The sequence below is a fragment of the Sulfuricaulis sp. genome, from assembly GCF_024653915.1.
Taxonomy (GTDB): Bacteria; Pseudomonadota; Gammaproteobacteria; order Acidiferrobacterales; family Sulfurifustaceae; genus Sulfuricaulis.
This window is the reverse complement of record NZ_JANLGY010000021.1, coordinates 1-21,163: the sequence shown is the minus strand read 5'-3', so window position 1 is coordinate 21,163 and position 21,163 is coordinate 1. Positions and strand designations below refer to the sequence as shown.

The 21,163-nt window shown below is 57.3% G+C and carries 16 protein-coding genes; 9 read left to right on the top strand and 7 right to left on the bottom strand.

Annotated elements, in window-relative coordinates; translation table 11 throughout:
- Nucleotides 1-616 precede the first annotated feature (616 nt).
- From NUV55_RS10720 to NUV55_RS10710, 3 genes are all read left to right on the top strand, one after another.
- A complete protein-coding gene (locus NUV55_RS10720; RefSeq protein ID WP_296672832.1) occupies nt 617-4,696 on the top strand; it encodes an amino acid adenylation domain-containing protein in 4,080 nt (1,359 codons plus the stop codon).
- A gap of 6 nt (nt 4,697-4,702) precedes the next feature.
- Entirely contained in the window at nt 4,703-5,494 is a 792-nt protein-coding gene (locus NUV55_RS10715; RefSeq protein WP_296672830.1) for a 4'-phosphopantetheinyl transferase, read from the top strand.
- A 235-nt stretch (nt 5,495-5,729) separates the two neighbouring features.
- Entirely contained in the window at nt 5,730-6,260 is a 531-nt protein-coding gene (locus NUV55_RS10710; protein ID WP_296672828.1) for an outer membrane beta-barrel protein, read from the top strand.
- 55 nt (nt 6,261-6,315) lie between these two features.
- Here the strand turns inward: NUV55_RS10710 and cls are convergent, their stop codons facing one another.
- A complete protein-coding gene (gene cls / locus NUV55_RS10705) occupies nt 6,316-7,617 on the bottom strand; it encodes a cardiolipin synthase (RefSeq protein WP_367280405.1) in 1,302 nt (433 codons plus the stop codon).
- A 394-nt stretch (nt 7,618-8,011) separates the two neighbouring features.
- Between cls and NUV55_RS10700 the strand changes: the two genes are divergently transcribed.
- The 4 genes from NUV55_RS10700 (at nt 8,012) to NUV55_RS10685 (ending at nt 9,622) form a co-directional block, all read left to right on the top strand.
- On the top strand, nt 8,012-8,248 hold the full coding sequence (locus NUV55_RS10700) for a CsbD family protein (RefSeq protein ID WP_296672825.1): 237 nt from the start codon (nt 8,012-8,014) through the stop codon (nt 8,246-8,248).
- A gap of 195 nt (nt 8,249-8,443) precedes the next feature.
- Nucleotides 8,444-8,818: a PRC-barrel domain-containing protein gene (locus NUV55_RS10695; RefSeq protein ID WP_367280404.1), complete on the top strand. Its 375-nt coding sequence runs from the start codon at nt 8,444-8,446 to the stop codon at nt 8,816-8,818.
- 447 nt (nt 8,819-9,265) lie between these two features.
- The gene (locus NUV55_RS10690) at nt 9,266-9,421 is read left to right on the top strand and encodes a DUF3096 domain-containing protein (RefSeq protein ID WP_296672822.1); all 156 of its coding nucleotides are present in this window, start codon (nt 9,266-9,268) and stop codon (nt 9,419-9,421) included.
- 12 nt (nt 9,422-9,433) lie between these two features.
- The gene (locus NUV55_RS10685; RefSeq protein WP_296672821.1) at nt 9,434-9,622 is read left to right on the top strand and encodes a hypothetical protein; all 189 of its coding nucleotides are present in this window, start codon (nt 9,434-9,436) and stop codon (nt 9,620-9,622) included.
- 200 nt (nt 9,623-9,822) lie between these two features.
- Here NUV55_RS10685 and NUV55_RS10680 read toward each other — a convergent pair whose 3' ends face one another.
- The gene (locus NUV55_RS10680; RefSeq protein ID WP_296672819.1) at nt 9,823-10,179 is read right to left on the bottom strand and encodes a hypothetical protein; all 357 of its coding nucleotides are present in this window, start codon (nt 10,177-10,179) and stop codon (nt 9,823-9,825) included.
- A gap of 629 nt (nt 10,180-10,808) precedes the next feature.
- On the opposite strand from NUV55_RS10680, the gene NUV55_RS10675 reads away from it, so the two are divergent.
- Complete coding sequence (locus NUV55_RS10675; RefSeq protein ID WP_296672818.1) at nt 10,809-13,838, top strand: cellulase family glycosylhydrolase; 3,030 nt, start codon at nt 10,809-10,811, stop codon at nt 13,836-13,838.
- A 213-nt stretch (nt 13,839-14,051) separates the two neighbouring features.
- Here NUV55_RS10675 and NUV55_RS10670 read toward each other — a convergent pair whose 3' ends face one another.
- The 4 genes from NUV55_RS10670 to NUV55_RS10655 all read right to left on the bottom strand — a co-directional run bounded on the left by NUV55_RS10670 (nt 14,052) and on the right by NUV55_RS10655 (nt 18,502).
- Nucleotides 14,052-14,633: a DUF1566 domain-containing protein gene (locus NUV55_RS10670; RefSeq protein ID WP_296672816.1), complete on the bottom strand. Its 582-nt coding sequence runs from the start codon at nt 14,631-14,633 to the stop codon at nt 14,052-14,054.
- Between the two features lie 132 nt (nt 14,634-14,765).
- Complete coding sequence (locus NUV55_RS10665; RefSeq protein ID WP_296672814.1) at nt 14,766-15,389, bottom strand: DUF1566 domain-containing protein; 624 nt, start codon at nt 15,387-15,389, stop codon at nt 14,766-14,768.
- A gap of 208 nt (nt 15,390-15,597) precedes the next feature.
- A complete protein-coding gene (locus NUV55_RS10660) occupies nt 15,598-17,067 on the bottom strand; it encodes an ELWxxDGT repeat protein (protein WP_296672812.1) in 1,470 nt (489 codons plus the stop codon).
- Nucleotides 17,068-17,320: 253 nt separating this feature from the next.
- Nucleotides 17,321-18,502 (bottom strand): acyltransferase, encoded by a 1,182-nt coding sequence (locus tag NUV55_RS10655; protein ID WP_296672810.1) that lies wholly within the window; start codon nt 18,500-18,502, stop codon nt 17,321-17,323.
- A gap of 411 nt (nt 18,503-18,913) precedes the next feature.
- Here NUV55_RS10655 and bcsZ point away from each other — a divergent pair, with 411 nt between their 5' ends.
- Nucleotides 18,914-20,041 (top strand): cellulose synthase complex periplasmic endoglucanase BcsZ, encoded by a 1,128-nt coding sequence (gene bcsZ, locus NUV55_RS10650; protein WP_296672808.1) that lies wholly within the window; start codon nt 18,914-18,916, stop codon nt 20,039-20,041.
- Here the strand turns inward: bcsZ and NUV55_RS10645 are convergent.
- Nucleotides 20,025-21,163, bottom strand: a 1,139-nt coding sequence (locus NUV55_RS10645) for a WecB/TagA/CpsF family glycosyltransferase (RefSeq protein WP_296672806.1), incomplete at its 5' end; no start/stop codon positions are given. The two genes, bcsZ and NUV55_RS10645, sit on opposite strands and share 17 nt — an antisense overlap.

Below are 21,163 nucleotides of genomic sequence, written 5' to 3'. Positions count from 1 at the left end.
GAATCTGCGCCAGCGAAAGGCCGGGATAAACGAAGTTCAGCGGAATAACCGGCGTGACCACCGATACGGTGGTTTCTCGGGAAACGACGGGGAGATTGTTCATAAGCAAGTACCCGTCCCATATGACGGCATTGACGCATGGAAAACCCATTTACAACGACAGAGACAAATGCGCTGACCGCTCCTGCCGGCACCATCAGCCAGATTCCCTATCATCGACAGGATTGACCAGCTCAAAAACTGATGATTTGAAATAGCTTTTTATAGGGCCACAGGCATTACAGTCTGTGCGGTGTCGTACACAAGGAATCGGCGCCGCACTGTTAAACCCCTCACACCCGGCGCCACCAGCTCCTGGCCGAGACAAAGACTGCAGTCGGTTGAACCGCAATGTATGTACGTCTGCGTACAGACCCGGGGGCCCTGTAAGCATAGCGTCCGTGTCTGTTCATTAACCTGAAATAGGCAGAAAGGATTTTCTGCATGCTATTTTTCTTTGGCCATGGCGAACGGATAAAAGGCTGTTCAGATGTTGCTTCCGCCAAAGCTTTGCTGCCGGTATTCAGCCCCATGATTCGTGGGTACTACAGTCAAAATCCGGGAAAACATTGACGACATGAGTACCGCAACGACTGATGACGTCATGGTGTCAACAATGCGCGCCCGGTCACCCGTTATGGCGGGGAAGGAAAGGCTCCAGTTTCCCTGCTCTCCAGGCCAGCGTCGCTTCTGGTTGCTGCATCAACTCAACCCGCGTCATCCATCACTGAACATCACCGTGCGTTGGCGTCTGCAAGGCACGATTTCCAATGCCCGACTGGAAAAAACATTTCGGTTGATCATGGAGCGGCACCAGGCCTTGCGCACGTTTTTCGCGGAGGCCGGTGGCGAAGTCATGCAGATCGTCGAGCCGCACGTTTCCTTCCACATTCCCATCATCGATTTGACCGGATTACCCGAAGCGGAAGCGCTGACAGAAACCGAGCACATCGCACGTCTGGAAGCGTGCACCCCATTCAATTTATCGGCGCCACCGCTAATGCGAATGACGCATGTGTGCCTGCGCAAGGATGTTTCTGTATTGCTGGTGACGCTGCATCATATCGTTAGTGACTCGTGGTCGATCAACATCCTGGCGCGCGAGCTGAGTGAAATTGATGCGGCTCTGGATGCCGGGCGGCCTCCGGTGTTGCCGGATCTGCCTGTCAGTTACGGTGAATTTTCCGCAGGGCAGGTGCAAAGACTCACCAGGCCAATCCGGCAGACGGATGCAGATTACTGGGAGCGTGCCTTGCACGGCCTCAAGCATTTCGAACTTCAAACCGACCGCGCGCGCCCACCGATGTTGACGCCGAATGGAGGCACCCTGTCGGTTCCGCTGGGCAGAGAATTGACCGACGAGTTGGCGCAGCTTGGCCGCCTTAACGGTGCCACGCTGCCTGTCACCGTTCTGACGGCGCTGCTCACACTGCTGCACCGCTTTACAGGGGAATCCGATATTTCCATCGGCAGCGAATTCGCCGGTCGAGACGAGGCGGATCTCGAGAAGCTGATTGGCCTGTTCAGCAGCATGCTGGTGGTGCGCAACGACTTGTCGGGCGACCCAGGCTTCCTCGAAATGCTGGCGCGCACCCGCGACAATCTTGCTGGCATCCTGAAGCATCAGCAGATTACGCCGCAAGATCTGATCGAGATCGTGAAGCCCGCGCCTGACCTGAGCCGGAATCCGCTGTTTTCGGTGAATTTCACGTTCCCGCGGCCGTTCATGGCGAGTAATAGCTCTGCCGGCTTCAGGCTGATTGAGCTGCCCTCGTGTTCCGTGCGAGCGGCCTGCGATCTGGATTTCTCCATGGTGGAAGGACCGGAAGGCTGGAGCGTATGCTGTGAATACAATCTTGATTTGTTTGAGAATCGGACGATCGTCCATCTTCTCGATCATCTCAAGGTACTGTTGCGCTCCGTGGTGGCCGACCCGGCGCGCAAAATCTCGAGCCTGGCGATCCTCGACGATAGCGAGCGCCATGAGCTGGTCGTCGAAAACAATCGCACCAGCGCAATATATCCGAGGCATCTGACGCTGCCGCAACTTTTCGAAGCCCAGGCCAGACGCACGCCAGATGCAGCAGCCGTGGTTTGCGGTGAGCGCAGCATGAGCTATCGTGAACTTGACCTCGCATCGAACCGGCTGGCGCATGAGCTGCGACGACGCGGGGTGGAGCCGACCAGCCGGGTCGCGGTGGTTCTGGACCGCTCGCCCGAGTTGATGGTGGCGCTCCTGGCCGTTCTTAAATCCGGCGGTGCCTATATCCCGCTCGACCCGACATATCCGGCAGAGCGACTTCAGTACATATTCGAGAGCTCGCGACCTGCGGCTCTTATTACGCAAGCTTCGTTACGCGAGCGCCTGGTGCATGAGGCAATGTCGGTAATCGTTGTCGACTCCCAATCCATGCTGATTGAAAAACAGAGCGCGGAAGCTTTGCCACCGTCCGTATCGCCCGACGATCCCGCCTATCTCATCTACACCTCCGGATCGACCGGACGGCCAAAAGGAGTGGCGATACATCACCGCGCACTGGTCAATCTGCTTTGCGCGATGCGGCGTCAACCCGGGCTCACCCATGAAGACACAGTGGTTTCGGTTACCACGATCTCTTTCGACATGGCGGTGCCGGATCTGTTTCTTCCTTTGATCGTCGGCGCCAGGCTGGTTTTGGCGAAGGAACAGGAAATGGCCGACGGCGCTGCGTTGTTCGCGCTTTTGCAGCGACACCATGCCAGCTTCATGCAGGCCACACCGGTGATGTGGCAGGTCCTGCTTGAAGCAGGCTGGCATGGAAACCCGCCGCTCAAGATGTTGTGCGGCGGCGAAGCAATGCCGCGCCAGCTGGCTGAAAGGCTCCTGGAATGCGGCGGCGAACTCTGGAATATGTACGGACCCACCGAGACCACCGTCTGGTCCTCGGCGCTTCGGGCCGAGTCCGGCGAGGGCACGGTTCCGATCGGGCCGCCGATCGCCAATACGCAGTTCTACATTGTTGACAGCCATCAGGAGCTGGTGCCGTGCGGCGTGCCCGGCGAGCTTTGTATCGGGGGCGACGGAGTCGCGCACGGCTATTTCGAGCAGCCGGAGGCAACCAGGGAAAAATTCATCCCCGACAAGTTCCGCAAGCATGCCGGCGCGATGATGTACCGTACCGGTGACATGGTCCGCATGAAACAGCACGGGAGCATGGAGTATCTCGGCCGTACCGATCACCAGATTAAGTTGCGGGGTTTTCGCATCGAACTGGGAGAAATCGAGACGGTGTTGTTGCGCCATCCGGGCATTGCCGAGGCCGTCGCCGTGCTCGGACTTGACCCTTCGGGGGAGGGCGCGATCTGGGCCTACGCGGTTCCCCAGAACGCCCGGGCGGAACCGTCTGAAGTCTTGATTGGTGCATTGCGCGCCAGCCTTGCGCAATCCTTGCCGGGTTATATGTGTCCTTCGTCCATCGTCATACTGGATGCGTTGCCACGCACGCTAAACGGCAAGATCGATCGCCGCTCCCTGCCGGTACCGGCACCCCGTCAAAACATGGAAACGGTGCAACCACTCAACGAGATTGAGCGTCGTCTGGCAAGGATCTGGAGTTCGGTGCTTGGGCTGGGGACGATTGACAAGACGGCGGATTTCTTCGAATCGGGCGGTCATTCCCTGCTGGCGGCGCGACTCTTGGCCCGTATCGAAGCAGAGTTCGGACAGCGCCTGAGCCTGTTGACCCTGTTCAGGGCATCGAGCATCGTCGAGCAGGCAAAGCTGTTGACGCACAGCGGTCAGCGCGAATTCGATTTTCGGCAAGTGGTCCGGTTGCAGCCTAATGGTTCGAAGCCGCCTTTGATCGCCATCCATAACACCGGTGTTTATTATTACAATCTTTCCAGACGCCTCGGCCCGGACCAACCTCTCACGGCGCTTCAGCTATTCGATCCTTCGATAGAGCGCGAAAGCTTCCCGCAAACGCTGGAAGCCATTGCTGCCGAGTACGTGCAGCTTATCCGCAAGTTTCAAGCCACCGGGCCTTACAAACTGATCGGCTGGTGCGTCGGCGGGGTGCTGGCCTTCGAGGTGGCGCGACAGCTCACCGAAGCGGGACACGAGGTGTCGCTGCTCGCCATGATCGATGCCTGGGCGCCGGGCCACCATCGACGACTTTCCCGGACGCGCGCCATCCTTGCCGATTACTCGTATCGCTGGCAACTGATTGGCGCGGACTGGCAGAGAATGATGTCGCGTGAGCAGACGCTGGCTGCGTTCCTGAAACAGCGAGTCATGTATAAAAGACTGTTGCGCTGGTTTGGCCGCTCGCCGGGCAATGCGCCGGCACGCGTCGCATTCGAGGCCAGAGAGTCAAGTGCAGAAAATTACGATCAATGGCTGCTCGCATATCTTGAAGAAACAGCGCGAGCCTATGAGCCCAAACCCTACTCCGGAAAAATAACGCTTTTGTGCAGCGCCCAGGAGCCCAAAGGCCTGTTTCTCGATCCCCGGATGGGCTGGGGCGCCTTCGCGTTGGGGGGCGTCGATGTTTCCGTCCTTGACGGCGATCATTTCACTGTGTTCAAGGGCCAGGGCCTGGAGCAGATGGCCGCACAAGTCTCGGCGTTGATGGATGTTTATGACAAACCGGGGAAACGACGCACCGTGAGCGCATAAATAAACATGTCGAGGCACATCATATCCACTGAGGAAAACTGGAGCAGCCGGAATTCCCCTGGTGCTGCGGGTCATAAGTCAGTCGAATATGGTTACACCCCGACGTTTCAAAACAATCCCGCGAGTCCTTCTTCGCTGTTGGCCAGTTTGTTCCCGCCGGGCGTGGCGGCCGCCGAACTTCGGACAGCCGGCGACCCGTCGCTGTTATTGCCCGATGAAGCAAAGCAACTCGTGCGCGCCGTTCCGAAGCGGATGCAGGAGTTCGCCGCCGGACGCCTTTGCGCGCGCCGAGCCCTGGCAGAGTTCGGATTCATTGACTACCCACTGCGCATGCACAGCGACCGGCGGCCGCAATGGCCGGATACCGTCGTCGGCAGCATATCTCACACAACCGGCATGTGTGGCGCCGTCGTCGCAAGGCAAAGCCAGTTCCGCGCCATCGGTCTGGATATGGAAATCGTCGGGCAAGTGACGCCGGAAATTTGGCCGACCATCTGCACGCCCGAAGAGATGGTCTGGCTCGCTGCGCTCCGTGAGCTGGAGCAGGTTCGATGTGCCGCCATCATATTCAGCGCCAAAGAATCTTTCTATAAGTGCCAAAACGGCGTGACCCGGCAGTGGCTGGAGTACGACGATGTCACGGTGGATATTCCCGCCAACTATGCGAGTTCAGGATGCTTCGCTCTGCGACCACGGCGGAGTATCGCGCTGCTGGAGTATGACACAAAGTCCTGGAAGGGGCGTTTCGAGTTCCACGGTAACCTTGTTGTCACGGGTATGGTTCTCGAGGCGCGTTGACGAAAATTCGAGCGAGACAAAACTCCGTCTCGGAGATTAATCGTTCACGTTGAACGACTGACACCTTCATTGAGCCCCTTTTGGTCGTTATTTAACTAACCGGGTCTTCGTCATATCGTGGATGCCTCAGCCACAATATTTCGAACTTTATGTGCGCCAGAACACAGAAGCATGGCGGTATGGGTGATACGCTGAATTTTCACTGATTAATCCAATCGGATAAGGAGCTGTAGACATGCGAATCAAAAAACTAAGTTCTCTCATCGGCTTGTCGGCCGTGCTGTTGCTCGGTCCACTGAGCGCTACCGCTGCCCAGGCAAAAGGTCCCGGGGTATATTTTGGTGGTTCGTGGGGCGCCTATAGCATCAAAAAAAGCGATCTTGACGACAATGATGATGTATTGAAGGCGGTCATTGGCGGTCAGTTCAACAACTGGTTCGGCGTCGAAGGCTCGTGGGTCGATTTCAACCGTGTCAGCAACGGCAGCGACAGGTTCGAATCCGATGGCAAGGGCCTGTCGGCGGTATTTTCGATGCCGGTGGGAACCACGTCGACGGCTTTTGCAAAGGTCGGACAGTTCTGGTGGGAATCGGATTCGTCATTGGGCGGAGCGCTGGGAGCCAGTAAAGGCAACGATCCGTTCTGGGGTGGCGGCTTCAAGTTTGGCTTTACTGAAAACTTCGCATTACGCCTCGACGCGGAACGCTATGAAGTGGCGGATACCAACCTCAATACCTTCACGGCCGGACTCGAGTTCAAGTTCTAAGCGAAAAACGGGCATTAGAACCCGTTTTCCGTCAGCTCACGCCCGCTGAATCTGGCTACAGCCAGTACTCAGCGAAGCGTGCCAGCCACTCTTTCAATCGGAGCATCAGCGATCGTTCCTTCCAGCGATCGAGGTCGATGGCGTTGGACTCCGCCAAATCCCTGGTAAACATGGCGTCCATTTGCCGGGCAAAATCGCGGCCCAGAATCGATGCGTTGAGTTCGTCGTTGTGCAAAAAGCTGCGCCAATCCAGATTGGTTGAACCGATGGTTGACCAGACGCCGTCAATGGAAGCGGTCTTGGAATGCATGACCGCGCCGCGCCGTTCAAAGATTTTAACGCCGGCGCGGAGCAACTTAGTGTAATGCGAGCGTCCGGCATGGAACACCGTCCAGGAGTCGGAGTAGCTTGGTAGAACCAGCCTCACATCGACGCCGCGCCGTGCCGCGTCGGTCAGGGATTTGAGCAATTGCGGATCGGGAACGAAATAGGCATTCGTCAGATACACGCGCCGTTCCGCATTGGCAATTGCCGATAGCAACGTGAGATAGATCAGGCTGTGGGGATCGGCGGAGGCGCTGCCGATCGCGCGCACGATCTCGTCGCCCTGATTACCGAGTTTGGGGAAATAGTCTTTCCGGGCCAGCGGCTGACCCTTTTGCTTGGTCCAGGTGTCCATGAACAGCTTCTGGAAATCTGCCACCACCGGACCTTCGATCTGAAGATGAGTGTCACGCCAGCCCACGGCGTTCACCTCATTTTTCCTGGCTGACTTGACGGAGGGGCTACTGGAATAGGATTCGCTGATATTGATGCCGCCGATGAAAGCTATGCGGCCGTCGACCAGCAGCAATTTGCGGTGGTCGCGGTTATTGAGCAGCCATTCCTTTTTATTGCCGGTCAATGGGTTGATCGGATTGAACTCAAGTACCTGGATGCCACCGGCGCTCAGGCGCTCGAAAAAAACCTTCGGCGTATTCAGGCAGCCGACGCTGTCGTAAATCAGGTTGACCTGGACGCCCGCGGCTTGTTTTTCCAGCAGCAGATCTGCGAACTGTTTGCCGATGTCGTCGTCTCCGAAGATGTAGGTTTCCAGGTTGATATGGTCTTTGGCTTGGCGCATGGCTGCGAACATGGCCTGGTACGTCGCCGGCCCGTCTTGCAGCAGGACCAGCCTGTTGCCCAGCACCAGCGGGCTGTCGGTGTTAATCGCCTGTTCCAGCGCCAGGTGCTTTTGCAGTATGTCGATGTCGCCGGATTGGCTTTTGAGTTCTGCGAGAATGTTGGCGCTTTTGTTTGCCGAGACAGGACCGCGCGCGCTGTCGAATTGAACCGTCTCTGCATGAGGTTTCCCCATCTCATGGGCGGCGTCGGGAAAGCTCGCGCATCCAGCGAGGGTGAGCAGGTAGCAGGCAGCCGCTGCCATGCGCCCGGAACGAAGCAAGGCGAAGTAATGCCATGGCGGTATTTGGGCCAAACCTTTTGAGGACATTCGCTCAGTATAAATCAGGTTCCAAACGCATCAATCATCGTCCCTCGATTTACATCACAGATTGGTTGTTGAGTGAGTCCTGCCAAGCGATACACCCCGGGTGTAACCCTTTACAGCGTGCGGGATCGGGATTTCCTGATCATGTGGGCTAGCGCACCGATCAATCGAGGTTGGGCGCACATACTGTGACAGGTCAGAGGCCGTATTGCCGCGTAAGGCGGTGCGGGAAGTTCTCGAAATTCGTTGTCAGGAGGCAATCATGAACAAGGATCAATTCAAGGGTCGAATCAAACAGGCAAAAGGCAGGATCAAGGAAGTCAGCGGCAAGCTCACCCGCGACAAGCTAATGGAAAAGAAAGGACAGGCACAAAAAATCGGAGGCCGGATCTTGGCCGGCTATGGCGATTTCAAGGAAGACACGCGGGGCTATGACGATCTCGAGGATGACATTCGGGGTTATGGCGATTTCAGGCACGACCCCCAGAAAAGCGGTTGACTTTTTTTTAAATTCATTCGCTGGCTGAAAAGTGCAATTGAACGGCAGGTGTCTTGAGTCAGCCGTGCCGCAACGGGCATGGGCAGGAAGGAAGTTGGCTCACATTATTCGTAACAGGAGATAATCATGAGAAACGAAGTTCTCGATACCTATGATGTAAAAAAAGGCCACGACGGTGATGCACATGGAGCCGACATGCGGCATGGACCCGGACCGGAAATAATGGGCGCGAGCACGCTCATCGGAAACCGTGTCCGCAACAAAAATGAGGATGACCTGGGTGACATCAAGGAAATCATGCTGGACACCAGCAGTGGCAAAGTGCGCTACGCGGTGCTTTCTTTTGGTGGTTTCCTCGGTATGGGCGACAAATTTTTCGCCGTGCCGTGGGATGCGTTGACTCTGGACACGGAAAACAAGCGCTTCATGCTCAATGTAGAGAAGGATCGCCTCAAAGATGCGCCGGGATTCGACAAGGACAAATGGCCCAACATGTCGGATTCGACTTGGGCGAAGAAAATCCATGCTTACTATGATACCAGCCTGGATTCCGGCAAACCGCGCGTGTAATCCGCCCATCGATTCCGCCGGGCATTCTTGAAGTCAGCCCGGCTGCCCGTCTGTCATCGTGTGAGCTTTTACCGCCTATATCGAGGAATAACATGAACTCAATCGTTTATTTAGTCGGACTAGTGGTCATCGTGCTGTTTGTCCTTGGATTCCTGGGGTTGCGTTAAGCCTGTAAGCCCTGACATCCTGCAGCACTGATGCGCATCCTTTCGGTATATTCCGACCCCACGGGGTGATGCCGGGTATATTAGAAAAAACCGGGCTACGTGCGATAACGCACAGAGCCAGGAGTGCACTCGGCGTATTTATCTCTTTGGCGGAATTGGTGGGGTTTCCATTAGCGTTGAATTGCACCCACACGATTATTCATGCGAAGAAGATCGGTGAACACCTGGTCCGACCAAGTTGCGATCATCATTTCATCAACACGTCTGATTGGAGCCCTGCATGAACATGACCTTAAGCATTGCCCCGTTGATTTCACTTGTCGCGGGCATACTCATTCTGGCCGTGCCGCGCCTGCTGAACTATATCGTCGCCATTTATCTGATTATTATCGGGCTGCTCGGACTGTTTGGCGCCGGAAACTTTAACCTGCACTAAAGGAGTAAGCACATGTCTACCTTGAAAACGCTGTCGATTTTGTCCATCAGCCTGCTGTTCGCGGTTGGGTTTATTGCTTGTGAAAAGAAAACCACCGTTGAGAAAATCCAGGACGCGGTCAATCCCCAGGGGCCGATGGAAAAGACCGGCGAAAAAATCGACGATTCCGTCGACAAAACCAGGGACGCCATGAAGAAATAAACCAGCCGCGTACTAGGGGTCAGCGCCGGTTCCCCCGGCACTCACCCCTTTGATGATCATGCAGCGTGTATTCGATGGCTTAAATAATTCCACTCACTTTTCCATACACAAATCTAATAGTTTGTTGAAAAACACAACGTCACCCCGGCGCAAGCCAGGGTGACGGATTTGCTTGTTTTTCGGACTTTTTCGACAAACTGTTAATTCATCCGCCTGCTACCGGGCCCAACGCCACCGCCGGGGCCACCCATCCCTCCTCCGGAACCCATCCCCTGCGCTGGAGGTTCATCCGGCAGCGTCATACCCTGTTGTTTGGCGCGCGCTTTCATCTGGATGTAATGTGCTTGGCGGATCTGATCGCGCTCCTCGCCAGTTTTCGCGGCGCTCATCCGGGCACGAAAATCATCGCGCTCCTGCTGATTCATGAGTTGTGAGCCATAGACCTGGTCTTGTGACTGATGGCGCTGATCCCGGTCCTTGTCCGCCGCGATGCCTACCGATGCCACCGCAGAAAACAATGTGGCGATGACAGCGGAATAAATGAGAGTACGTTTCATGGAATTTCTCCTGAATGAATTACACTGGTCATCCGGTTGAAAAACGAGTGTCGTGTTTACGATCAATGAGCAGTTAGAAAAAGATTTCACGAATAGCGGTCAGTCACTTTCCCGCTAATAATAAATCTGGTTTGCTAACAAATTACAGTGTGTGCGCAACGACGTGCTGGATCGGTACGGTGGCGCACATGTCACCCGCCGCATCGCCACAAAAAACTCCCTGCTCACTCAGCCGCGCATATCGTAAGTGTTTAACAGCTTGATTTTGTCGTCGTTCCGCTCAGGAGTGGCGAGTGACGACTATGCCTGTATGAAATTCTGAAGGGCCCGCGCCGTATACGGGCCTTTTTTTATGGCTTCCAGTTTCCATCTCTCCCCAGCAACGACGAATCCCAGGAAAAACTGCCATTGTGATCGTCTAACCACCCGTCTGTCGCATCACCCCTCCTAGCGTACGTTAGCGCATAGACAATGAACTCCGTGTATGTTCGGAACTCATACGTGGGCTAACGCACAGACAAGTGATTATAGATAGCAACGCCGGTGCCAGTGTGATTGCCCTCAGGGCGCGAATACAGGCAATGGAACTGCGATGTATCGAGGCAACCAGTACTCAGGGAGGGGTTTGAATGAATAAGGGTCTTGTTTACCGTGTTTTTCAGGCATTCGCGCTGGCCGTACTTTTTACTATAGCAGCTACCACGAATGCAATAGCTGCCGGCTACTTTGCGCAGGCGGGAAAGATATACGATGCCTCGGGCCAGGAGATCCAGGTTCGCGGTGTCAGCCACTTCGGATTCAACGCCCCGATCCTGCAGCCCCAATACCTGTGGGCCATGGGCTGGAAGCAACAGATCGCGCAGATCAAGAGCCTCGGGTTTAACGCCATCCGCGTGCCGTTTGTGCCCGACACGCTTTACAACAAAACCCCCGTCAATCAGCTGAGCTACATTGACGCCAAGCTCAATCCGGACCTGATCGGCAAGACCCCGCTGGATGTCCTCGACCTGTGGATGGCCGAGGCGAATCGTCAGGGCATGTACATTCTGCTCGATTTTCACAGCGTGTCGATGGTGCGACAGTACCCGACGTGGTTCCTGTCGAACGCGGCCGATTTCAACCTTATATATAACAAGCAGGCCTACACCCAGGAAAACTGGTTGCGCGACCTCGCGTATGTCGCCAAACGCTACGCCCACCTGACCCACTTCTTCGGCATCGATATCTATAACGAACCCAATGGCACGGTGCGTTGGAGCGAGGGGGACTCAAGCGTCACCAACCCGATTTACTTCTGGAAGCCGGCGGCGGAGCTCGCCTCGGCGGCGGTGCTGGCAGCCAACCCAAATTTGTTGATCTTTGTCCAGGGCATCAACAGCAACTGGGACGGCATAGAGAACTCGAGCATCCCCACGAACTGGGGCGAAAACTTTCAGCCCCAGGCCTATCAGCCGCTTAACATTCCGAACGACAAGCTGGTGCTGACGCCTCACACTTATGGCCCCGACGTGTTCGAGAAGTCTTCATTCAGCGCCTCCACGTTTCCAGCCAATCTGCCGGCACACTGGGACACCCTGTTTGGCCAGTTCTTTCGGACGCATCCCGTGGTGGTCGGTGAGTGGGGCGGTAAGTACGGGCAGGGAACGGGCAGGGAACGGGACGTTACCTGGCAGAACGCTTTTGTGGATTATCTTCTCAGCAAGGGCATCCGCAACAGTTTCTATTGGTGTTACACCCCCAACAGCGGCGATACCGGCGGCATCCTCGACGACAATTTGAACGTGCGTCAGGACAAGATGGCGTTGCTGAAGAAGTTGTGGGGGGCGTCAACGACCACCGCGCCGCCGCCCGTACCGGTAGTGCCGCCGCCAACAACGACCGCGCCGCCGCCCGCACCTGCGCCGGTAACGCCGCCAACAACTGTTGGATCGCAAGCCATCTTTAGTGATGCCACGGCATCTCTCTGGCAGCTTTCCGGCTGGAGCTCGACCGCGACGGTCCAGAGCCAGCTTGTGAAGTCGGGAGCCAGCGCCATCAAAGTGGTCGCCACCACCTGGGGCGGGGTCAGCCTTGACAGCCGCGATGCCAACTGGAAGTGGGTCGATCAACCCGCCAATCTTTATACCCATCTGAGTTTCGATGTGTCCGCGGGTCCCGTGGTGGGCGCCGCCATGAATTCGCTGGTGGCGAGCCTGGATCTTGGCTGGGGTACGGCCGCGAAGATATCGAATTATGTGCCTTCTTTTGCGCCAAACGCCTGGTATCACGTCGAAATTCCGCTTTCGGTCATGAATCCCAAAGGCGTCTCATTCCGAAAGATTTTATTTCAGAATAACAGCACGTCGAATCTGACTTACTATATCGATAACGTCCAGCTCGTTAACCGGTCAACATCGCCTGCCCCTGCCCCTGCTCCCACGCCGGTTCCAGCTCCGGTTCCCGCCACGGGCGGCACTCAGCTTCAAAGTTGTACCGGCATCATGCCGCTGGGTGACTCCATCACGCTCGGCGTGAACGGCGGGTATCGCAATAATCTGTATACCGGTTTGCAACAGAACAACTGCGGCGTCAGCTACGTGGGGACGCAGTCTGACCAGTGGACGCGCATTACCGACAAAGACCACGAGGGACACCCTCAGTTTTCCATCGAAAACATTGCCAGCAATGCCAGTGCCTGGACGGCATCGGCGCAGCCGAACATTATTCTGCTCATGATCGGTACCAACGACACTGCTTGGTGGGCAGCCAAGAATGCGGATCAAATCGGTGCCAGCCATAACGCCTTGATCGACCAACTCAGGACAGCGCGTCCCAATGCCTGGATCTTTGTAGCGTCGATTCCGCCGCAAACCTCGGCGATCATTCAGCCGAACAATATCGATCGCGCGACGCTGGTTCAGCAATTCAACGCCGTCATTCGCAGGAATGTGGATACGCGGGCCGCGGCAGGGCAACGCGTTCGCTTTGTTGACGTGAACTCGGTTTTGACGACCGCCGATTTATACGACGGCATTCATCCGACCGAAGCCGCGCATGCCAAGATTGCGCAGAAATTCCTGGAAGGGATACGTGCGGCGCTCGGTTCTGCATCAACGACGCCAACCGTAACACCAACGCCTGCGGTAACGACGCCGACCAGCACGACGGCTTACCAGCAACAGGGCATCATGAACTTCTCGCCCAGTTCCGGCCCGGTGGGTACGGTGGTGACGTTGAATGGCAGCGGTTTCACCGGCTCGAACCTGGCGTGGGCAGGCGCCGCGCATAATGCCGCGGTGAATGTCATCAGCGACACGCAGGCGCAGGTGACCATCCCCGCGGGCGCAACCACCGGCGCCATCGGCATCTTCAATCCCGCCTACGTGGCGTTTACGGCGAGTTCGTTCACGGTGACGAGTAGCACGACGGCTTACCAGCAACAGGGCATCATGAACTTCTCACCCAGTTCCGGCCCGGTGGGTACGGTGGTGACGCTGAACGGGTCCGGCTTCACCGGCTCGAATCTGGGATGGGTCGGCGCCGCGCATAATGCGGCGGTGGCAGTCATCAGCGATACACAAGTACAGGTGACCATCCCCGCGGGCGCAACCACCGGCGCCATCGGCATCTTCAATCCCGCCTACGTGGCGTTTACGGCGAGTTCGTTCACGGTGCAGTAAACAAGCTTTCGAATGTAGGTATGTAGTGCGTGGGGTAGGCATCGCCCACCCACAAGAGCTTCGGTTGGGCCCAGAGGTTATGGCACACGCGCACGCAGACGGTGCGGGCGAGGGATGAGGAGAACAGTTATTCTCCTCGACCCCGGCGTTGCCTTCCAGTGCAACGGCCCCCTCGGGCCGCAAAATGATCCTCCTCCCACTCTCCTAATACCCCTACTGCCCGGCACGCACGGGCAAGACGAAGTGGCTTTCGGACCTAAGGATGGGGCCCATGGCGCCATCGGCCATGGCGACGATCCATACTAAAGGATATGAACTAGAGCTAAAACCGGCGTAGATCGTCGAGGACCAGTAACTGTCCGCCTGCACGCCGCTGAAACCCTGACCGTTCAGAAAGCTTGCCTGATCGGAAACTTCACTGGTCACCAGACTTTCAAGTTCGTTGACATTGGGCAGCCGCCAGTCGGTAGAGCCGCAAAGCTCGAGATTGTTGGCGAAGTCGAGAGCCTGTTGCCAAGTCCGGGCTGTGGCATCCGGACTCCGCAGCCACATGAGCCCCGTCAGGTTGTCGGTCATGCAGTTGCCGGTATTGTCCACACTGAAGCGCGGATTCGGCCAGGCCACGCCGGCCCGGTGTTCGCCGTCCTGACCGGTGCCGGCGCAGGCAATCACGACACCGGTGGCATCGGTGCAGGTGGTCTGGCCGGTTTCGGGCAGGTCGGCGGGCGCGGCTTGCACCGTGGTGAAGGGCAGCAGGCTTATGGTTACTGCCAGTATCAGATGAAAGTGTCGCATGCTTGGATTCTCCGTAATCAGGCTATTTGATATGTGGGTGGCGTAATCCCCATCGTCATTTTGCATAGTGGAAAATATTCGTATCGGTTCATGTCGTTTCTATTGTGTGAAGGGGTCCAATATCCGAATGTCCTATCTTCCGGCGCGCACAGGCAATGAGCTGATTCCGGGGGACTTGGCCACCTGGGTCAGGATGCCTGGCAACACGATGAGCGCCCAGACCCTGTCCGCACTACCGGCAACGCTCGACGATGACCACAAGATGGATTCGATCTGAAAGGTGAAGCCGTTGCCGAGCAGCCAGGTTCCGTTGTTCACCTCACCGTAATTGACGAGACTGAGCAGCTCTTTGCGATTGGGTATTCGCCAGTCGGTAAAACCGCAAAGGTTGAGATTCGCGGCGAGTTCGAAAGCCGCCTGCCAGGTTCCGGACAGGGCACCTTGCCGGGCCCACATGAGCCCCGTCAGGTTGTCGGTCATGCAGTTGCCGGTATTGTCCACACTGAAGCGCGGATTCGGCCAGGCCACGCCGGCCCGGTGTTCGCCATCCTGGCCGGTGCCGGCGCAGGCAATCACGACACCGGTGGCATCGGTGCAGGTGGTCTGGCCGGTTTCAGGTAGCGCGATGGAAACGGCAGTGGCGGAAGGCGTGCTTCCACTTCCACCCCCGGTTCCACCTCCATCTCCACCGCAGGCAGTAAGCAAGAGGTTGATCAGAATGGCCGTCGATACCAATAAGCGTTTAAGGTTGGACATAGTCCCCTCTTCGGGTGTTAAAACTAAAAATGAAGTCCCCAATTCATGGGTTCTCGGTCAAGCCACAATTTCCCGGAACGCCATAGCGACGGTGGTCGGGGAAATTCCTTTGTCTGGGCGGGCTCTTTCATGCGGCGGAACACGCGGCGCTATTCCGCCATACGTGGGCTCCGGCTGCGCGCGTCGAGGCACCGGCACGTCGATCCGGTCAATACAGAACTCCATCGCACAGCCCCGGACAAATGTCTTTCAGCAGTTGCGTGCCAGCGGCGGTGCCGTCGGTTTTCCAGAGCTCCATGCCGTTCACACCGTCGTCGGCATGGAAATAAAGCGCGCCGATGAGGACGTAAAGGTTGGAACTCGCCCCGGTCTCGGCATTGACGTCCTGCACCAGCACCGTGCCGTCGGCGGTGCCGTCGGTTTTCCAGAGCCCATAGCCGTTCACGCCATCGTCGGCTCTGAAATAAAGCGTGCCGTTGAACTGAGCGAAGCCGTAAGGGTAGGAATTCGCCCCGGCCGCGGTATTAATATCCTTTACCAGCACGGTGCCGGCGGCGGTACCGTCGGTTTTCCAGAGCTCACCGCCGTTCATGTCATCGCCGGCTTTGAAATAAAGCGCGTTGTTGAAGACGGTTAAGCCACGAGGAAAGGAATTCGCCCCGGACGCGGTATTAATATCCTTTACCAGCACGGTGCCGGCGGCGGTGCCGTCGGTTTTCCAGAGTTCTATGCCGTTCACGCTTTCGCCGGCTTCGAAATAAAGCGCGTCGTTAAAGACGGTGAAGCCGAGAGGAAGGGAACCCGCCCCGGTCGCGGTATTAATATCCTTTATCAGCACGGTGCCGTCAGTGGTGCCGTCGGTTTTCCAGAGTTCATAGCCGTTTACGCCGTCGTTGGCTCTGAAATAAAGCGCGTTATTGAAGACGGTGAAGTCGTCAGGGTAGGAATTCGCCCCGGACGCGGTATTGATGTCCTTCACCAGCACCGTGCCGGCGGCGGTGCCGTCGGTTTTCCACAGTTCCCTGCCGTTCACGCCGTCGTCGGCATGGAAATAAAGCGCGCCGTTGAACTCGGTAAACCCGATGAGATCGTAAGGGTAGGAGTTCGCCACGGTCGTGGCATCGATTTCCTTCACCAGCACCGTACCGGCGGCGGTGCCGTCGGTTTTCCAGAGATCAGCGCCGTTCACGCCGGCGCCGGCTCTGAAATAAAGCGCGCCGTTTAACACGATGAAGCCATAAGGGTAAGAATTCGCCCCAGCCGCGGTATTGATGTCTTTCACCAGTATTGTACCGGCCGCGGTGCCGTCGGTTTTCCAGAGTTCCTTACCGTGCACGCCGTCGTCGGCCTGGAAATAAAACGCGCCGTTGAACTCGGTGAAGCCGACAGGGTCGGAACCCGACCCGGCCGCGGGATTGATGTCCTGCACCAGCACCGTACCGGCGGCGGTGCCGTCGGTTTTCCAGAGTTCTATGCCGCTGACACCGTCGTTGGCGGCCATGAGCTTGATCTCTGAGGCGACGCTCGATCCGTCGCCACCGCCGGTAACGCTGTTTGACCCGCTGTCTCCACCGCCGCCCGATCCGCAAGCGCCGAGTGTGAACAGCAAAGCCGTGACGCAGGAAATTCGCAGGGAATTGAACAGGAGTGAGGAGACGGAGACAGTCTGTTTTTTCATAAATTTTCTTCTCGCTTTGCAAAAATGCCAACGCACATTCTGGGCGTTGAGCGTGTAATCACCCGTCTAAAGAAGACGAGTTTGTGCGTGGAAGCGGATAATGAATCCGGAAACCGAGTGGGTCTGTTCGATAGCAGACTTAATACAGAAGAGTTTATTGAAATTCTTCGAACCAAAACGCCTCCCCGAACGACTGGCGCTATAGGGATTTTCAACCCCGCCCGCGCCGCGTTCACGGCGAGCTTATTTATTGTCACGAAGCAGCTATGTCAGTACATACTTTTTTTAGCGCGGGCTCAGGCAGCGGGCCCGCTGCCGGCGCTGTATCAGCGTCAGCTTGTCGCAGGGTACGGCGCCGGATAAGGCGCTTGCCTAACGCGATTCCAGGCCGTTCTATGAAGGCATAGCCGAGTGCAGCGCTGAGCAGCAGTATGCCCGCACAGACGATACCGATGATCCAGTAGTTCAGTGGCGATGCCATGGCAAAGTTCCTGATCGGAGCGATCGCGAAGACCAGGGTCAGCACCAGACCCTGCATCAGGTACAGGCTGTAACTGACATTTCCCAGCCGGCGCGCGGGTGCCGCCGTGAGCAAACCGAATAACGAGGTACCCGTGCACACGAGATAGAAAAACGGCGCCAGCAGCATTACGGTGTATGTCCCATAGCCGCTGCGCGATGTTGCCATCACGGCCACCAGCAATATGAGCGCCAGGGCCGAAGACAGGGCATGCGGCATCGGCAGTCTCACGTTCTTGTGCAGCAGCGAGGCAACGGCCATGCCGCACAAAAACAGCACCGCGAGACCCATGGCGCTGATCTGCAGCAGCACCTTCCCGGCGAGACAGAGGGCAAGCGCGCCGAGCACAAACTGCAAATGGAATCTGCCGCGGGCAAAATACGCCGTCGCGACAAGCGAGGCATAGAATGCCCATTCGTACGAAATCGTCCAGGTCACGCCGGCGAGCACGCGGGTGGCCGGGTAGCCGTTGACATCGGGCTGCACATCCACCACGCCCAGAGCCAGCCATTGAAGCACCGATCCCACCACAACGCCGGCCGGCTCATGCAACTGAAAGCCGGTGCGCGCGAACACGATGTAAAGCATCGCCAGCACGACGAACAGATACATGGGTCCGATGCGGAACAGCCGGCCTATGTACAGATCGCGCCAGCGTGGCCGGCCTTCTGCGCGCAACATTTTTCCCCAGAACAGAAAGCCGGTGATCATGAAGAACAGCGACACCCCGACCGGCCCCAGCAAGGCATAGAAGCGGGAGTCCGGCACCTCCCATACGCCGGTTCCGATAAACCGGTGTATCAGGACAAGATGAAAGACGAATACGCTGAGGGCCGCGAAACCCCTGAGCCCGTCAAGCGCGGAATAGCGCGCGCGCGGGTTGGGCGCACTGTCTACAAAGCGAAACTGGGGCAATGCCGCGATTCCCAAAACGACTGCTGTGAGAACGAAGTATGCCCATGGGGCGTCGAGGGTCATGTGGATCCCGGCGTAGCACGCCAATAATCATGGCCGATACACCTGCTACATATATTAGGTAACAGCTATTCCGACATGGCCAGTGTCCCACCTGACCCGGCCTGTTTCTGTACGGTAGGACACCTTCTGCCTCGCTGTGTACGAGACCGCACAGACCGTACGGCGCGCCACGATTAATTTTCAGATGAACGTCTGAGGCGGAATGACAGTTGGGTGATCACTGTCCCTGGAGCTGGCAGGCGGCTGAGCTGGAATAACGTCCTGTGAAGTTTTTGAGTTTTTCAGAAAACCTTCTGGCTTGGTCGAACAAGTCCAAGCAGGGAATCTTATAAACAACCGGAGATAGAAATGCGTCTTAAGATAATCGTGATGCAGGTAATTCTGTGGTGGGCGATATCGAGCGCTGGCGTGGCTGCCATGCCAGCGTCCGATTGGCCAGGATGGAACGATTTCGCTGAACGTTTTGTGCAGGCCGATGGCCGCGTGATCGACATTACCTTCGAGCGCAAGAGCACCTCGGAAGGGCAATCCTACGGACTGTTCTTTGCCCTGGTCGCCAATGACCGCGCCAGGTTCGACAGCATTCTCAAGTGGACCTCCGATAATCTCGCCGCCGGACAGCTGGGCAAAAAACTCCCCGCCTGGCATTGGGGATTGCGCGATAACGGCAGTTGGGGCGTGAAGGATGAGAATGCCGCCTCCGATGCCGATTTATGGATTGCCTACAGCCTGCTGGAAGCCGCGCGTTTGTGGAAGGCGCCGGATTATGCCGACACCGCCCACAAGCTGTTGGCCCTGATCCGGCGTCACGAGATTGCCCAGGCGGGAAGCGCCGGCCCGGTGCTGCTGCCGGGGCCTGTCGGTTTCCAGCTCGATAAAGGGCGTTTTTGGCTGAATCCCAGTTATTACCCGGACTTCATGTTTCGCTACCTGGCCGCGGTCGACCCGAAAGGCCCGTGGCAGGCGGTGTGGGACAGCTACCATCGCATGACGCCAAAGGTTTTCAGCGCCGGCGTCGCGCCTGATTTGTTCGTCGTCGATTCCACGGGCAGGGTCATGCCGGATACCCAGCGTGAGCCCTCCGGGAGCTACGACGCCATTCGCGTGTACCTCTGGGCGGGAATGTCCGGGAATAGCAGCCGGGAAACGGTCAAGATGCTCTCCCCTTATGCCGCGCTGATCCGCCAGCTCGGCGTGCCGCCCGAGAAGGTCAATCCGGTTACCGCCGTGGCGGTCAAATCGGATTACTCGCCCATCGGATATTCGGGTGCAGTGTTGCCGTTCCTGAGTGCGCTCGGCGACAAGCCGACGCTGGAAAAGCAGCACGAGCGGGTACGCGCCGCCTTGCGGCGCGCCAAGCAGGGCGAGCCTGCCAACTATTACGATCAAGTATTGATTTTGTTCGGCAAAGGCTGGCTCGATGGCCAGTACCGTTTCGACGACCAGGGACGCTTGCAACCTAAATGGATGCGCTGACGTTGCGCTGCTCGCGCTCAGCATGCATCGGATACGCTAAGTCATACGTTGGTTCTGAAGAAGACGCTGTTGGCAAGGCCGGTTCATTGGATGTTGCCACCAGCCGGGGACGCGGCGCCGACTGATAGGCAGCAATCGCCACCGGTAGGGCCCGCAGGCCGGGTGCCGGCAACGCCTGCAGTTCAGGTGGCGTTACCTTGCGAAGTACAATCTCGGCCTTATGCAGCAGCGCGAAGACGCGTGGCCCACGCACGAGGTAACGCTTTGCCATACGTCCCGGGGCTTGCATCAGACGGTAAAACCATTCCATCCCGGCACGCTGCATCCACAACGGTGCGCGGCGTTCGTCGCCGGTGAGATAGTTGATCGAGGCGCCGATGCACAGTACCAGGCCGCGGGCGATACCGCGTGTCTTCAGTAGTTGTGCAATGGCTTCTTGCTGCGGGGCGCCCACCGCCAGCAGGCAGAAACGAAATGGGCTGTGGGCCTCAATGAGACGCAGGCAGGTTTCCACCGCCTCCGGATCGCGAATGAATCCCATCGGCGGATTGAAGTGCGCCAGATTCCGCAGACCATAACGCTCGCCAAGCTTGCGTGCCTGTTCGTTACTGCCGCCAATCAGCACCAGTGGATCGTCCGGTGATATTACATCGGAGAAAAGTTTTGCCGTCAGATCGCTGCCCGTGCAAACCGGCAGATGAAGTCCCTTGGTGATGCGCAATACATGCGCCAGGAAACGGCTGTCGAGGAGTATGTAGCTGGCGGCGGCATAGAGCGCGCGAAACGAAGCATCCTCGTGCAGGCGGATCATGTGATCCGCGTTCGGCGTCACCACATAGCCGTAACGGTCCTGTCCGAAGCTGGCAGCGACATGCGTGAATCCTGCCACATCGTAATTGTCGAACTGAAAAGTTAATTTCGCGGCACGTGCTTGCGGAATGACGGGAACCGGCCTGACCAGTTTGTCCGCAATCGCTTCAACCGCCACCAGCGGCAACATCGCCAGGGTTATTATCCAGCGGGGCAGATAATCCTCCGCCCCCTTGACCACCACATCCCAGCGCTTGATCGGCCGATCCGCCAGCAAACTCACCGGCACGCTGTCGCCCACGTAATCGATGG